This is a genomic window from Photobacterium salinisoli, from assembly GCF_003614885.1.
Lineage (GTDB): Bacteria > Pseudomonadota > Gammaproteobacteria > Enterobacterales > Vibrionaceae > Photobacterium > Photobacterium salinisoli.
This window is the reverse complement of the sequence record NZ_QZMS01000011.1, coordinates 801517-816587: the sequence shown is the minus strand read 5'-3', so window position 1 is coordinate 816587 and position 15071 is coordinate 801517. Positions and strand designations below refer to the sequence as shown.

17 protein-coding genes are annotated in these 15071 nt (G+C 50.4%); 9 read left to right on the top strand and 8 right to left on the bottom strand.

Annotated features, from left to right (window positions below; genetic code table 11):
* The first annotated feature begins 86 nt into the window (after window positions 1-86).
* Entirely contained in the window at window positions 87-674 is a 588-nt protein-coding gene (locus D6M16_RS15070; protein WP_120512664.1) for a TetR/AcrR family transcriptional regulator, read from the top strand.
* Between the two features lie 52 nt (window positions 675-726).
* Here D6M16_RS15070 and D6M16_RS15065 read toward each other — a convergent pair whose 3' ends face one another.
* On the bottom strand, window positions 727-1128 hold the full coding sequence (locus D6M16_RS15065) for a tautomerase family protein (RefSeq protein ID WP_120512663.1): 402 nt from the start codon (window positions 1126-1128) through the stop codon (window positions 727-729).
* A 1-nt stretch (window position 1129) separates the two neighbouring features.
* Window positions 1130-1438, bottom strand: coding sequence for a carboxymuconolactone decarboxylase family protein (locus tag D6M16_RS15060; protein ID WP_120512662.1), 309 nt, complete (start codon window positions 1436-1438; stop codon window positions 1130-1132).
* A 105-nt stretch (window positions 1439-1543) separates the two neighbouring features.
* Here D6M16_RS15060 and D6M16_RS15055 point away from each other — a divergent pair, with 105 nt between their 5' ends.
* Complete coding sequence (locus D6M16_RS15055; RefSeq protein ID WP_120512661.1) at window positions 1544-2431, top strand: LysR substrate-binding domain-containing protein; 888 nt, start codon at window positions 1544-1546, stop codon at window positions 2429-2431.
* A 171-nt stretch (window positions 2432-2602) separates the two neighbouring features.
* Here the strand turns inward: D6M16_RS15055 and D6M16_RS15050 are convergent, their stop codons facing one another.
* The 3 genes from D6M16_RS15050 to D6M16_RS15040 all read right to left on the bottom strand — a co-directional run bounded on the left by D6M16_RS15050 (window position 2603) and on the right by D6M16_RS15040 (window position 4878).
* Window positions 2603-3340, bottom strand: coding sequence for an SDR family NAD(P)-dependent oxidoreductase (locus D6M16_RS15050; RefSeq protein ID WP_120512660.1), 738 nt, complete (start codon window positions 3338-3340; stop codon window positions 2603-2605).
* 23 nt (window positions 3341-3363) lie between these two features.
* Window positions 3364-4086 carry an SIMPL domain-containing protein gene (locus D6M16_RS15045; protein WP_120512659.1) on the bottom strand — a complete coding sequence of 241 codons (723 nt, stop codon included), beginning with the start codon at window positions 4084-4086 and terminating at the stop codon, window positions 3364-3366.
* Window positions 4087-4236: 150 nt separating this feature from the next.
* The gene (locus D6M16_RS15040) at window positions 4237-4878 is read right to left on the bottom strand and encodes an NAD(P)-dependent oxidoreductase (protein WP_120513202.1); all 642 of its coding nucleotides are present in this window, start codon (window positions 4876-4878) and stop codon (window positions 4237-4239) included.
* A 111-nt stretch (window positions 4879-4989) separates the two neighbouring features.
* On the opposite strand from D6M16_RS15040, the gene D6M16_RS15035 reads away from it, so the two are divergent.
* Complete coding sequence (locus D6M16_RS15035) at window positions 4990-5892, top strand: LysR family transcriptional regulator (RefSeq protein WP_120512658.1); 903 nt, start codon at window positions 4990-4992, stop codon at window positions 5890-5892.
* 26 nt (window positions 5893-5918) lie between these two features.
* Here the strand turns inward: D6M16_RS15035 and D6M16_RS15030 are convergent, their stop codons facing one another.
* The 3 genes from D6M16_RS15030 to D6M16_RS15020 form a co-directional block, all read right to left on the bottom strand.
* The gene (locus tag D6M16_RS15030; protein ID WP_120512657.1) at window positions 5919-6494 is read right to left on the bottom strand and encodes an NAD(P)H-dependent oxidoreductase; all 576 of its coding nucleotides are present in this window, start codon (window positions 6492-6494) and stop codon (window positions 5919-5921) included.
* A gap of 59 nt (window positions 6495-6553) precedes the next feature.
* Entirely contained in the window at window positions 6554-6907 is a 354-nt protein-coding gene (locus D6M16_RS15025) for a MerR family transcriptional regulator (RefSeq protein ID WP_120512656.1), read from the bottom strand.
* Between the two features lie 62 nt (window positions 6908-6969).
* Window positions 6970-8832 (bottom strand): sigma-54-dependent Fis family transcriptional regulator, encoded by a 1863-nt coding sequence (locus D6M16_RS15020; RefSeq protein WP_120512655.1) that lies wholly within the window; start codon window positions 8830-8832, stop codon window positions 6970-6972.
* A 252-nt stretch (window positions 8833-9084) separates the two neighbouring features.
* Between D6M16_RS15020 and D6M16_RS15015 the strand changes: the two genes are divergently transcribed.
* Genes D6M16_RS15015 through D6M16_RS14990 form a run of 6 tightly spaced genes read left to right on the top strand, consistent with a single transcriptional unit; the run spans window position 9085 to window position 15033 of the window.
* Window positions 9085-10176 carry an ABC transporter ATP-binding protein gene (locus D6M16_RS15015; protein WP_120512654.1) on the top strand — a complete coding sequence of 364 codons (1092 nt, stop codon included), beginning with the start codon at window positions 9085-9087 and terminating at the stop codon, window positions 10174-10176.
* Window positions 10176-11324, top strand: a complete 1149-nt coding sequence (locus tag D6M16_RS15010; protein WP_120512653.1) for an ABC transporter ATP-binding protein — start codon at window positions 10176-10178, stop codon at window positions 11322-11324. The genes D6M16_RS15015 and D6M16_RS15010 overlap by 1 nt, the downstream gene beginning before the upstream one ends.
* A complete protein-coding gene (locus tag D6M16_RS15005; protein ID WP_120512652.1) occupies window positions 11314-12183 on the top strand; it encodes a carbohydrate ABC transporter permease in 870 nt (289 codons plus the stop codon). Before D6M16_RS15010 ends, D6M16_RS15005 begins: the two co-directional genes overlap by 11 nt.
* A gap of 2 nt (window positions 12184-12185) precedes the next feature.
* Window positions 12186-12986 (top strand): carbohydrate ABC transporter permease, encoded by an 801-nt coding sequence (locus D6M16_RS15000; protein ID WP_046221671.1) that lies wholly within the window; start codon window positions 12186-12188, stop codon window positions 12984-12986.
* Window positions 12987-13010: 24 nt separating this feature from the next.
* Window positions 13011-13283 (top strand): DUF2160 domain-containing protein, encoded by a 273-nt coding sequence (locus tag D6M16_RS14995; protein ID WP_120512651.1) that lies wholly within the window; start codon window positions 13011-13013, stop codon window positions 13281-13283.
* A 22-nt stretch (window positions 13284-13305) separates the two neighbouring features.
* Entirely contained in the window at window positions 13306-15033 is a 1728-nt protein-coding gene (locus D6M16_RS14990) for an ABC transporter substrate-binding protein (RefSeq protein WP_120512650.1), read from the top strand.
* The last annotated feature ends 38 nt before the right edge of the window (window positions 15034-15071 follow it).

Sequence of the window (15071 nt, the reverse complement as noted above, 5' to 3'; positions counted from 1 at the left end):
AAAGTAGACCGATCTGTCTACCAAGAAAAACAGAGTAGACAAGTCAGTCTACTGATGTCAAGATGCTTTTCAGATCAGGAGGATGCATGAGTACGACAAGGTCATTGAAAACAGACAAAAAACAACTGCTGACAGATACCGCGCTCACCCTGTTTTACCGCCAGGGAATCCATGCGGTAGGTATCAACGAAGTCCTGAAAGTCTCTGGGATAGCAAAGAAAACGCTGTACAGTTATTTCAGCAGTAAAGACGACCTCATACTCGCGGCACTGGCAGCGCGCGACGAGGTTTTTATGGCATGGCTGGAACAGCAATTAGCGCCGGCAACCAACGATCAAGAGGTGATCACTTGCCTGTTCAGGGGTCTGAGCGACTGGTTCCATGACAGGGTTCCGGCATTAAACCCTTTTCGTGGCTGTTTTTTTATCAATACATCGGCAGAATTCAGCGAAGAAAACACCGCGATTGCCGAGTATTGTCGAGAGCACAAACGCAAAGTCCGGGCGCTGATTCAGCAACACCTTCACGCACCGGACGAAGTCTTGCTGGATACCATTTGCCTGTTGAAAGAAGGCGCCATTGTGTCGGCATTTGTCGGGAAAGATCTGGATGCGGCAGAGAAGTGCGAGGGAGTTTTGCTAGCTCTAATCAAAAAATCAGTCACTCGGTTTTGAGCCGGGTGGCTGATTTTATCACGCTTAAAGTGAACGGATCTCAAAGGAGAGCTTAGGAAAGTTCAGTGTCACTGGGTAACCTGAAAAGCTTCCCACCGCTAAAGCTCCAATCATCTGGATTCGTAAACTGAATAACAACCATGACATCATCCGGCGACATATTCATGCGTTCAACTAACCTGTCACACAGCATCTGATAAAATCTCGCTTTCGTCGCTTGGTCTCTGGGTTTTCCCGCTGTGATAGAAAACAAGGTATATTTTGATGATCGTTCTCCAGTCAAGTAATGCTGATTCACGACCAGTCTGTCTGATGGATATTCATCAATCAATTGAAAGCAATCATCTGGAGGCACATGAAATGTATCAACCAGTGTTTGATGCAAAGTGTCCGATATGATTTTCAGTTCTGATTCTGTACGCCCTGCCTGAACAACAATTCGAGTCAATGGCATTTTATTCATCCTCAATTTTCAGCGTTTCTAATGCTGTGACAGCACTCGGCCAACCAACATAAAACGCAAGATGAGTAAATACTTCCACAATATCTTCGTCAGTTAATCCATTCTCTTTGGCAAATTGGATATGCCACTGCAACTGGGCGTACTTATTCATCGCGACCAAAGCGCTTACCGTAATCAGGCTTCTTTCTCTGAGCGAAAGCTCTTTCCGTTGCCAAAGATCTCCAAATAATGTGGTTTCAGTAAACTCCGCCAGCTTTGGAGCAATTTTCGCCAGTGAATCTTTATTCAAATGTTGCGCCACGTATACCTCCTCCGATGCTCTTCTCTGTGATTAGAAGATTGTGACGCTTCATGAAACCTTATAAAATCAAAACATTCTGAACTCATCATCCATAAAAACAGGAATATGATGAAGCGTCCTGACTCCCTTGATCTTGAAGCACTAAGAACGTTCGTGACTGGTATTGAATTAGGTAACTTTTCCCTTGCAGCCAAGCGATTATCACGCTCGACATCTGCTGTCAGTGCTCAATTAAAAAAACTGGAACATCAATGTGGTATACAACTTCTCTGCAAAGAAGGAAGACACCTCAAGTTAACGGATCAAGGGGAGTTATTAGTTAGCTATGGAAAAAAAATACTGTCTCTGAATGACGAAGCCCTGCAAGTCATCCACCAAAAGAGGATCCTTGGGAAAGTCAGTTTAGGGGTACAAGAAGATTTTAGTGATAAATTTCTCCCTGAATTATTGAGTCAAATTTCGAGAAAATTTCCGAACATTCAGATCTATGCCCAGTCAGGCAGAAATAGCATTCTTAAAGAGGAAATACTTCAGAATAAAATTGACTTTGCATTATGCTGGGAATCACCTCAAGAAGTTCATGAGCGATCTTTAATCAAAACACTACCTCAGCACTGGGTAGCAAGTCCTGCATTTGATTTTGATAGTTACATTATTTCCGGAAAACCACTTCCGCTCATTTTAGTAGAGTCCCCCTGCATCATTCGAGATACAGCAATTCAAGCACTTGACCAAGAAAATATCTCCTGGCAGATTGCAGTCTCTGGTGGAAGTTTACACGGCATATGGGGAGCAGTAAAAGCAGGATTAGGGATCACAGTCCGTACAAGTACAGGTATACCTGATTCACTGGTTATCATCGATCAACATTTGCCTCCTTTACCCGGTATTGGCTTGTCTTTATTTGAATCTTCAAGTGAAAAATCAGATTCATATAGAATCATTAAAGAACTCCTACTGCATGAATTAGAATATTATTTTCCCGAGTTGTGATGAAATTTTGACTTTACTTATTGGTTTGAGCGGTTCCCAGACTTGCTGCAATCAGTATGCAGAAAAAATTATCACAACCCGATATGTTCTCCAGTGATAGCCAAATGAATCAGTAATCAGCAATAAAATTTGCTGATTACTGATTCATAAATAACAACAATCAGATTCCCTTCAACTCAAACTCAATCCGCCATCCACGACCAATGTATGCCCCACGATATAGCTGGCTTTATCGGACAGAAGAAACAGGATGGCTTCAACCACCTCAGCAGATTCAGCATAGCGTTTGACTGGTACAACAGCGGAGACCTCTGTCCGGGTGCCGGGTGCGGCTGTTTCCCGGGCCTCCCAACGGGGTGTCCAGGTGACACCGGGCGCAACAGCATTGATGCGAATTCCCTGCTGAATCGCCTCCAGTGCAACCGAGCGGGTTAATCCTTCAATGGCATGTTTCGCAGCACTGTACATCGCAGCGTTGGGGGTTGGACGCAATCCATTCACAGAGCTGAGGTTTACAATCGCAGCCCCGGATTGCATGAGTTGAAGCTCCAGCTGCAGACACACGGCCTGAGCCCAGAAATCCTGCTTCAATGTATCGCGCAGTGCTGATGGGGCAACTTCAGCAAATTGACCGCGAGAAGCCAGTTCAGGCGACGCATTATTCACAGCCAGATCCAGCTTGCCGTATGTCTCTTGAATATGTGCAAACAAGCGATTCAGCTGCGAGTCATCGCCAATATCCACCGTATGGTAGTCCACGGAACTGAGTTGCGGATACTGTGCAACCTGCCGCTGCCAGACAGATGCCCGTCTGGAACAGGTAATGACCTGATAATCTGCAGCCACCAAACGCAATACCGTTTCGAGTCCGATTCCCTGACTACCGCCGGTGACTAATGCTGTTTTCATCTTTCCTCCTTGTATCAAATAACTTAATCCGACAAATAATATTCGACGGTTGAAACCACTCTGATTTTTTTAATATGCGGATTATTTTTATCGCGCACACTGATTGAAAACTGTCCCTGCGACGCTTTGCGGATTTTTCCGAGTGTGCTGTCGGAATCCGAGGCAAACTTCTGCGCCACTTCACGGGCGTTTCGGGTAGCTTCTTCGATCATCTCAGGTTTAATGGCGTTCAGACGGGTAAAAATGTATTCGGTCTGGGTCTGATAGGCATCGCCAGTAAAAACAATACCTTGTTTACCCAACTCAGAGAGCGATCCCATCACATTACGTACCGCATCAATATGAGTGGAGTACACAGTGACCGTCTGCATCGCGGTGTAACGATACTGCGCCTGCGCGTCATTACCATACTGCTGAGCGGACTTATCTGTAATCGCGGGTGTGGAGACAGAAATCTCATCGGCGCCGATACCATTGCCGCGCAGGTAAGATCGGATCTGCGATGTCTGGCCATCCAACATCTGATACAGTTCGGTTAAATCATTACTGGCGACATTGTACTGAATCGGCCATATCACAATATCGGCCGGGTATTCTCTTTCCGATAACCCTTTCACCGTCACACTTCGGTCAAGCTGCTTATAGCTCAGCGCAGCATGACCAAGCAGATATCCCAACAGCGCCAGCCCGAGTAAAATACACACTCCCAGCACCGCAAAACCAATTCTGTCCTGCTCTTTTTGCATGTCGATTCCTTGTCTGAAAATTGGCAGCAAGTACCAGCCAGTTTTTTCTCATGTAAATGAAATATAGGAGGAAAACATTAACCGTGAGCGACCAAGATCAAAAAACGCAGCCGAAGCTGCGTTTTCCATCCGAAGGCAGGGACGGCGGGATCAGGCATAAGCCAGGGTGAAGCGGCGGTTGATGAAGGCCGGAGATTCCAGCTCATCAACCATGGCTTTTGCGTAGTCTTCAACTGAAATCTGACTGTTACCTGCCGCGTCCGTGAGCAACTGATCTGTGCCCAGCTGATACTGGCCGGTCCGTTCGCCCGGTGCAATCATGGCCGCCGGAGACAGCATGGTCCAGTTCACGCCTTGCTGGGCACGCAGGGCATTCAGTGCGTATCTTGCCCCTTCTGCCGTGGCTTTGTATTCTGCCGGAAACTCAGGGGTATCAATCAGTTGTACGCCGGGAGCGACGTCCAGCGAGCCCGCGCCACCAACAACCATCAGACGCTTGGCATCGGCTGCTTGAGCTGCCGCCAGAATGCTGTCGAAACCCTGAGCAAAGTAACCAGCGACATCCGTTTGGGCGTGGCCGGAAAATGCACTCAGTATGGCATCGTAACCCGCCAGCTGCGTTGCCAGTGCTTTGGTATCCTGCACATCGGCTTTTTGGATCGTCAGGCCGGGTTGTGTCGCCAAGCGCTCCGGACGGCTGACCAGTGCGGTCACCTGATGACCACGGCTCAGTGCTTCTTCACGCAGAGCTGAACCAATAAAACCACTTGCGCCAATGATTGCAATTTTCATGATGTTGTCCTCGATTGTTTTCGTTGATGGACACATTGTGCGATGAAAGATTGATTTGAAAAATACGCCGTTGGATAATTCACTGTTATTACTTTCATAACAGTCAGCAATATGAGCCACGCACTTGATCTCAACACCCTGCCCTTATTTATTGCCACCGTTGAGGCAGGGTCATTTACGGCTGCGGCCGAGAAACTGGGCTGTACGAAAACCAAAATCAGCCTGAATATCAAAGCGCTTGAAGCTCATCTGGGTTCTGCGCTGTTTAACCGGACCACACGACAGGTCACCCTGACGGAAGCAGGACAACAGCTTTATCTGGCCTGCCAGCCATTACTGACGAAACTGGACGAAACACTCAGCGAGGCCAGCACCAGTGCACAAGCCCTGTCCGGCACTCTGAGGATCACAGCGCCAGTGGATCATATGGCGCTGATGCTGGCTCCCGCTGTGGCCGCTTTTACCAAAGTACATCCAACGCTCACCATTGAGCTGCGCGGCGGTGATAAGGTATCGGATATGGTGCGCGATGGCATTGATTTAGCCATTCGGATGGGATGGCTGAAAGATTCCAGCCTTCGGGCGCAGAAACTGGGCGAGTTTGAACAACGTGTGATGGCCTCAGCCGGGTATTTGCAGGAAATGGGCAGACCGCAGCAGCCAGCTGAACTGAAACATCATCGCTGGATTGAGTTTTCGCCCCTGCCAAGCGCGCTAACCTGGACATTCACCCGAGCAGACGAACAGGTTCAGGTTCAGATGCAAAGTCATGTTCGGGTCGACAACACCAGTGCCATGCGCAGCCTGATCAAAAGTAACGCGGGATTGTCGGTGATTGCGACCCATTTTGGCGAAAATGATCCGGAATTAGTGCCCTTGTTCACCGACTGGCAATTGCCCCGTGGCGGGATTTACGCCGTATTCCCGCCGGGCACTTTTATTCCGGCGAAAGTCAGAACCTTTGTTGAGTTTTACCGCACATGGCTGACCGAAAAAATGTCGGCCCGTGCGTAAATTCAATCTGGTCTATCACGGCATGGCTACCTGCCCTGCCGACCAATTGCTTGGATGTCTTCCAGCCATGACTGCCGCTGTGTTTCCGTCGACAAGATCACCGAACCCAGCAAAGTGGTTTCGGCAGGGCTGACTCCGCAAAACTGAAGCATGAAACGGTCAAGCTGGGCCAGGACAGGTTCAGCCTGTTCAACCAGCATTTCGGCAGGGGCATCCATAGTCAGAATGATCCGGGCTGTTTTGCCTTGCAGTAGCTGCACAGGGTAGGGATTATTCTCCTCAAACTGAAAAGCGAAACCGGGCAGAATCGCTCTGTCGATCAGGCCTTTGAATTTGGCCGGTAACCCACCCCACCATACCGGTGACACAATAACGATATGTTCGGCCCATTGCAGGGATTCCTGGAAATGCGAAAGGCAAGGCTCTAACGGCTGAACCGCATCGTAACCCGAGTCAAGACTGGGATTAAAGTGCATCTCAGACAGGTTCAGACGACGCACACTCGCGTGCTCCCTTGCTTCAATGTCATACGCATCAGCAAGCGACTTAGCAAAGCTTTCCGCTTTCGGGTTGGCATTCAGTAACAGAATTTTTTTGCTCATGATATTTCCTTGTTATCCAAGATCAATCACGAGTGTAAGACCTCCCCTATAGGGCAGAGTCAAGCGGTTTGCGGACAGGTATCCATAGATCGGAGACATAACTCCACGCTCTGCATTTTCTGCTCCAGCAAGGTTTGCTCCGCCATCAGTTGCTGCCTGACATCAAGCAAAAAATCATGAATGCGTTCCCAGTCCACGTCGCCATTCCGGTAACGTATCACGCCTTTCAGCCGATTCAGTGTCACCCCAAATTGCTTGGCTTGTTTGATAAGCTGGAGTACCTCAACGTCCGTCTCTGAATATACCCTGTAATTGCCCTGACGAAGCGGGATACGAATCAGGCCCATATCTTCATACAATCTGATGGCCTTAACTGACAACCCTGTCCGCTTGGATACCGCGCCGATATACATGTTATCTACCCTGATTAAAAACTGATTGCCCAATCATACTGCAATAACAGGCCTGATGCTTATCACCCATCATGCCACAAGCCCAATTGCTTCAAGCGTTTATAAACCGTATTGCGGCTCACGTTCATTGCTTCCGCGGTTTTGCTCACATTGCGTCCCAGCGCTTTGTAGACTTTTGGTAAAGCAACCTGCCAGTCATCTTCCAGCAGATCGGATTCGAGGATTTCTGCATCTCGGGTAATGCCTTTAAGATCCCAGAAAAAATCATCTGGTAAATGCTGAGGTTCTATCACTTTGCCCTCCGCCAGCACAGTGGCCACCCGCAGCACATTATGCAACTGACGAATATTACCGGGCCAGTGGTGCGAGTTGAACAACTGCATGACTTCATCACTGACAGTGGCACGACGACCACCTTCAGCCACTTCATCAAGTACTGACAGTACGACCTGAGCAATATCCTGCCTGTCGCGAAGGGCGGGCAGAGCTACGGTCAGACCATTAATGCGGTAATATAAATCTTCTCTGAATTGCCTGGCTTTTATCTCATCGCGCAGCGACTGATGCGTGGCACAGACCAGTTGAAAATCCACCGGATAGCTGTCACTGCTTCCTAAAGGCGTTACCCGCTTTTCCTGCAGTACACGCAGCAGCCTGGCCTGGGTCGGCAGCGGCATATCACCGATTTCATCGAGAAACAGCGTGCCTTTATCGGCACGACGAATCAAACCGATACTGCCTTTAGGATTGGCTCCGGTAAAAGCCCCTTTAACATAGCCAAACAGCTCAGACTCCACCAGCTCGGAAGGAATGGCAGCACAATTGACAGCCACCATCTCAAAAGCAGCCCGATGCGAGGAAGCATGAAAAGCGCGCACAAAACGCTCTTTCCCTGCGCCGGTTTCGCCGTGTATCAATAAGGGAATGTCACTGTTGAGTACACTCATCGCCTGGTGAACGGCCTTTGCCATCTGCTTATCGCCCGTATCCAGATCCGTCAGTGAGGACTCACACTGTGGTGCTTCCTGGGTGGCATTACGGGGAAAAGCTACCCCAGACGGTACAGTAGCAGACGGTTCAGCCGGGGCGTTTATCCGGGCAAACAGCGGAAAAGACGTCAATCCGCTGAATGTCAGTGTAGTGTCCTGCTGCGTTGCCATCAGTGCCTGCAGTGACATGCCGGCTACCATGTCTATGGTGATGCCAGCCAATGGCTTACCCAGCAACAAATCAGCCCGGCGGTTGGCCGAGACAATTTGTCCCTGAAAATCAAACACCAGCAGTCCGGCCCATTGGCTGTCCAGATTATCCGGGCTGGTATTGAAGACAAACTGCCAGAAATGCTGGCCGTAAGCGGCAAGAATCAGCTGATTTTCAATCGCCTGAGCCATGACTTTCACCATGCCGTGTACCTGAGTCGTTGGCAGGTAAGCATCGCTGGATATGTTAAGCACCCCCACTGTCTGACGATGCGGATCAACAATGGGCGATGCCGAGGCGTTCATAAAACGGTTTTGCAGCAGGAAGTGCTCATCACGGCGGATGTCTGTAATCTGCTGCGTGTGTAAGGCGGTGCCAATCGCATTGGTCCCTATCGCTTTTTCCTGCCAGCAGGCCCCGGGTTCAAATAGTGAAGGTGTCATTTGCTGCATGAAAGACGGATTACCCCATCGCTCCAGCAAATATCCCTCCTGATCCGTGAGGATAACTAAGCTGCTGCTGTTGGTGAGCATGCTCTGAAAACCAGGCAACACCTTCTCACGGGTGACGGATACCATCACCTCTGCCAGTTGCCGCTTCCGCTGCCAATGCAAAGGATCGGGGAGCTTAAAGTCTGGTGTCTGGTGACTTTCCAATCCGTAATCCCGACAACGCTGCCAGGATTCGCAGACAAGGCGATCATCGCTTTGCAGTCTGTTTTCCATGTCCGACCTTTGATTTCCGCTTTCATTGCTATCTGGCCGCGGCCAGCCCGCACGCATTCCTGAACGTTAACTATTGTTCACACAATGTTAACAATCAACATATCCAAAGTGTTCATAACGAATGAAGAGCCAGACAAAAAAGACAAAACACCCTGTTAATCATAATGATAAACAACAAAACCAGATGTTAAAAAAATGTGGCACATTTTTAGCCTAATGAGAGTGAGTAACATACAGGGAGCCAGAACAGCCATGTCGCTCATTTTGGATAAGATCACCCGCACGGTAGACGGGCTCGATTGGATAAAAGCCGCCAGCCTGGTGCTTGAACCTGGCTCTTTTAATGTATTACTGGGCCGCACGCTGGCTGGAAAAACCTCCCTGATGCGCCTGATTGCGGGTTTGGATAAACCCACGTCCGGAAACATCTCTTTCAATGGCCGGGATGTGACTGGCATTCCCGTCCGTGAACGAAATATCTCCATGGTGTACCAGCAATTCATTAACTATCCCAATCTCACGGTTTACGAAAACATCGCCTCGCCGCTGCAACTGGAAAAACTGCCAAAAGCACAGATTGATGAGCGTGTCATGCAAACCGCCAGGATGCTGCATATTGAAGATTTCCTCAAACGCTACCCGCTTGAATTATCAGGCGGTCAGCAACAGCGTACGGCCATGGCCCGTGCGCTGGTGAAAGATGCCGACATCATTTTGTTCGACGAGCCTCTGGTCAATCTCGATTACAAGTTACGTGAAGAGTTAAGGCAGGAAATGAGGGAGCTGTTTGCCTCCCGCAATACCATCGCGGTTTACGCCACCACTGAGCCCAATGAAGCCCTCGCACTGGGTGGCAATGTGGTGCTCATGCATGAAGGGGAGATCATTCAGTCGGGACAGACACCTGTGGTTTATCACAATCCGGCCAGTGTGATCTGCGCAGAGCTGTTCGGCGAACCGCCGATTAATCTGATCAAAGGGGAAATCAGCGCAGACAACGTGTCATTTTCCGAACACGTTCACTTTGCCCTGAACGAAGACTTACGCGATTTGCCGCCCGATCACTACGTCTTCGGTATCCGGCCGAATCACCTGACCATAGTGCCGAACAACGATGACGATCTTGAGCTGGCCGTCGATGTCGAACTGGCCGAAATCAGCGGCAGTGAAACCTTTCTTCATGTCTCTAACCGGGAGCTGTCTATGGTACTGCATCTTCCCGGTGTACATGAATATGCGGTTGACAGCCGTATCAATATTTATGTGCCCACCCATAAGCTTTATGTGTTTTCAAAGGAGCGGCAACTGATCCAAGCGGCCCGTTCAGGCTGGGAGCAACAATAATGGCAGAAATTCGTCTGGAATCATTAGCGCACAGTTACATGGCACATCCTGCCAGCGATGCAGATTACGCCATACGCCGTATGAACCACGTCTGGGAGGACGGCGGTGCCTTTGCATTACTTGGCCCGTCCGGCTGCGGAAAAAGCACCATGCTAAATATTATTTCCGGCCTGCTGACCCCCTCGGAAGGCGCGGTAAAGTTTAATGGCCAGACGGTGAACGGGCTGGAACCGCAGGAACGCAATATCGCTCAGGTTTTCCAGTTTCCCGTCATTTACGACACCATGACGGTGTTCGATAACCTGGCCTTTCCGCTGCGCAACATAAAGACACCGGCAGCGAAAATCCGCAGCAAAGTACAGGAAATCGCCGATATTCTGGAGCTGACGCCTGTACTCGACAAAAAAGCCCGTAACCTCAATGCCGATGAAAAACAGAAAGTCTCGATGGGACGAGGGCTGGTTCGTGATGATGTCTCGGCCATTTTGTTCGACGAACCGCTGACCGTGATAGACCCGCACCTGAAATGGAAACTGAGGCGTAAACTCAAGCAAATCCATGAACAGTTCAATATCACTATGGTCTATGTCACCCACGACCAGCTGGAAGCGGCCACCTTTGCCGACAAAATTGCCGTGATGTACGACGGTGCCATTGTCCAGTTCGGCACGCCACGCGAATTGTTCGAGCAGCCTAACCATACCTTTGTCGGCTACTTTATCGGCAGTCCTGGCATGAATTTACTGCCGGTACAAAGAACCGCAGGTTCAGCAGACGTTACTTTCAAAGGATTACCGATTGCGCTGAGCGCCAGCCAGCAACTCGCCCTGTCTCACACCCAGTCAGAGAACATCAAAGTCGGAATACGCCCTGAGTTCGTTCATTTACGGGACACACAAAAAGACGCCGGTTTCGCCGTTACTGTCACCCATACCGAAGATCTTGGCACCTATAAAATCGTCACTGTCATGCTGGAAGATACCCAGGTCAAAATCCGGCTTGCCGAAGGCTCCCACGTGCCGGCGCAGCATGGCTGGATCAATTTTCCCAGCCGGTGGCTGAAGCTGTATATCGATGAGTATCTGGTTGGCGAAGACAGTGAAAACGGTGGTGCAGGCAGAAAGGGAGACGGCGACAATGCAGCATAAAACCGACAATAACAAAGCATGGTGGCTGGTATTACCGGTTTTTCTGCTGGTCGCCTTTTCCGCCATCATTCCCTTGATGACAGTGGTGAATTACTCGATACAGGATATTTTCGATCAGAACACCGCCTATTTCGTCGGCAGTGAATGGTACAAAGAAACGCTCAATGATTCACGTTTGCATGATTCGCTGCTGCGCCAGTTTATCTATTCGGCCTGCGTACTGCTGATCGAAATTCCGCTCGGCATTCTCATCGCACTGACTATGCCAAGTAAAGGGATCAAAGCATCACTGGTGCTGATAGTGCTCGCGATCCCGCTGCTGATCCCCTGGAACGTGGTCGGCACTATCTGGCAAATATTTGGCCGGGCTGACATCGGCTTGCTTGGCTGGTTTCTGAGCAGCATAGGGGTTGATTATAACTATGCCTCCAACCCTGTCGATGCCTGGGTCACAGTGCTGGTGATGGACGTCTGGCACTGGACCTCACTGGTCGCGCTGCTGTGCTATTCCGGTTTACGTGCCATTCCTGATGTCTACTACCAGGCTGCCAAAATAGACCGGGCCTCCAACTGGGCGGTGTTTCGCTACATTCAATTGCCCAAACTGAAAAACGTGCTGCTGATCGGCGTACTGCTGCGCTTTATGGACAGCTTCATGATATACACCGAGCCTTTTGTACTGACCGGCGGTGGCCCGGGCAACTCGACCACTTTTTTGTCGCAAACCCTGACCAAAATGGCAGTAGGACAGTTTGATATCGGCCCTGCCGCGGCGTTCTCCATTATCTATTTCCTGATCATCCTGCTGGTGTGCTGGCTGTTCTACACCTCAATGACAGTCATGGATAAGGAGAGATAATCATGCACAAGCGTAAAACGTTCATTTTGCTGCTGTACATACTGTTTTTGCTGCTGCCGATTTACTGGCTGCTGATGATGTCATTCAAAACCAATGAAGAGATTCTCGGCGGGCTGACCTTCTGGCCGACTGAATTCACCCTGGCCAATTACAAAGTGATCTTCACCGATCCTTCCTGGTACAGCGGCTATATCAATTCGCTGACTTACGTCTCAATGAATACCGTGATTTCTTTGCTGGTCGCCCTGCCGGCTGCCTATGCCTTTTCGCGCTACCGCTTCATTGGCGACAAGCACATGTTCTTCTGGCTGCTCACCAACCGGATGGCGCCGCCTGCGGTGTTCCTGCTGCCCTTTTTCCAGCTTTATTCGTCGGTCGGGCTATTCGACACCCACATTGCCGTTGCACTGGCGCACTGCCTGTTCAACGTACCACTGGCGGTGTGGATCCTGGAAGGCTTCATGTCGGGCGTGCCCAAAGAGATCGACGAAACCGCTTACATTGACGGCTACAGCTTTCCGCGCTTTTTCATCCGTATTTTTCTGCCAATGATACGTTCAGGCATAGGGGTAACCGCCTTCTTCTGTTTCATGTTCAGCTGGGTCGAACTGCTGCTTGCCCGTACCCTGACATCTGTCAATGCCAAGCCGATTGTCGCCACCATGACCCGAACTGTCAGTGCCTCCGGCATTGACTGGGGCGTGCTGGCTGCCGCCGGTGTACTGACCATCATTCCCGGATTGCTGGTGATTTGGTTTGTTCGCAACCATGTCGCCAAAGGGTTTGCCCTTGGCCGTGTTTAGCATGATACCGCAAAGGAGATCCTCATGAATTGGATGGCCTGGACCCTGCCCAGCGCACTGTTCTTTATCACTATCGCCGGCATCTTGCTGACGATGACCGTCTTCGAGATCCTCAAACCTTGTGTTGAACGCAAAGGCTTTTTGCCTATCAGCACAACCCGGGGAGATCGACTGTTTATCGGCCTGCTCAGCAGTGCCTATATACACCTGCTCTTCCTTGGCATTACTGACCTGTCGATATGGATACCGTTTACGCTATCTGTGTTTTGGCTGGCAATTTTGCTGCGTTGGGGATAATACAAAACTAAGGAGTTCACGCATGAACCGGACACGCTTTGTACCTAAACCGACTACATTAGGGTTGATCATCACACTCTTGCTTTCACCGACAGCCTTCGCTGATCAGTACAGCGACGCAGCGAAGAAATGGATTGACGATGAGTTTGCCCAATCATCACTCAGTAAAGAAGACCAGATGAAAGAGCTGGCCTGGTTTACTGAGGCCGCCAAACCCTTCCGTGGCATGGAAATCAAGGTGGTTTCTGAAACCATCACCACCCACGAGTACGAATCAAAAGTGCTGGCAAAAGCCTTTGAGGAAATCACCGGCATCAAGGTAACCCATGATTTGATTCAGGAGGGGGATGTGGTGGAAAAACTGCAAACCGAAATGCAGTCCAACCGCAGTATTTATGACGCCTACATCAATGATTCCGATCTGATTGGTACTCACGTTCGCTACGGCAAGGTGATTCCGATCAGCGATTACATTAAAGGGGAAGGCAAAGATGTCACCTTACCCACGCTGGATCTGGACGATTTCATCGGCCTGAGTTTTACCACAGGGCCGGACGGTAAAGTGTATCAGCTACCTGATCAGCAATTTGCCAACCTGTACTGGTTTCGCGCCGACTGGTTTGATCGCGAAGACCTGCAGAAACAGTTCAAAGAGATCTACGGCTACGACTTGGGTGTGCCGGTTAACTGGTCGGCCTATGAAGACATTGCCGAGTTCTTCACCGTACATGTGAAAGAAATTGATGGCAAACGCGTTTACGGCCACATGGATTACGGTAAAAAAGATCCGTCGCTTGGCTGGCGCTTTACCGATGCCTGGTTCTCCATGGCAGGAGCGGGAGATAAAGGCTTGCCGAACGGTAAACCTGTCGACGAATGGGGGATCCGGGTAGATGGCTGCCGTCCGGTTGGATCCAGTGTCGTGCGGGGCGGTGCGACCAATGGCCCGGCGGCAGTCTATGCCACCGCCAAATACGTCGAATGGCTGAACAAATATGCACCCGCTGAAGCCCAGGGTATGACCTTCTCTGAAGCCGGCCCGGTTCCGGCACAGGGCAATATTGCGCAGCAAATTTTCTGGTACACCGCCTTCACGGCCGATATGACCAAACCCGGACTGGAAGTGGTGAATCCGGACGGCACACCTAAATGGCGTATGGCGCCGTCACCCAAAGGGCCGTACTGGGAAGAAGGCATGAAGCTGGGCTACCAGGATGCCGGTTCATGGACGCTGATGAAAGCCACCGATCCCGAGCGCCGTAAAGCTGCGTGGTTATATGCCCAGTTCACTGTGGCCAAAACCGTATCACTGAAGAAAACCCTGGTCGGCCTGACACCGATTCGTGAGTCAGACATCAACACAGACATCATGACAGAAGCGGCGCCGAAGCTGGGCGGCCTGGTCGAGTTCTACCGCAGCCCGGCGCGTGTTCAGTGGACGCCAACCGGCACCAATGTGCCTGACTATCCGAAGCTGGCTCAGCTCTGGTGGCAGTACATAGCCGAAGCGGCGAATGGCGAGAAAACCCCGCAGCAGGCACTGGACGGGCTGGCCACTGCACAGGATCGCGTGCTGGAACGTCTGGAACGAGCCAATGTGCAGGGGGAATGTGGCCCTAAACTCAATAAGCCAAGAGACGCCGCCTACTGGCTGGCACAGCCCGGCGCACCGAAAGCCAAGCTGGCAAACGAGAAACCCAAAGGTGTGACCATTAAATACACTGAGTTGCTGAAATCCTGGCAGCAGTGATGAGCAGGTAACACAAACCATCAGGGAGGCATGATGCC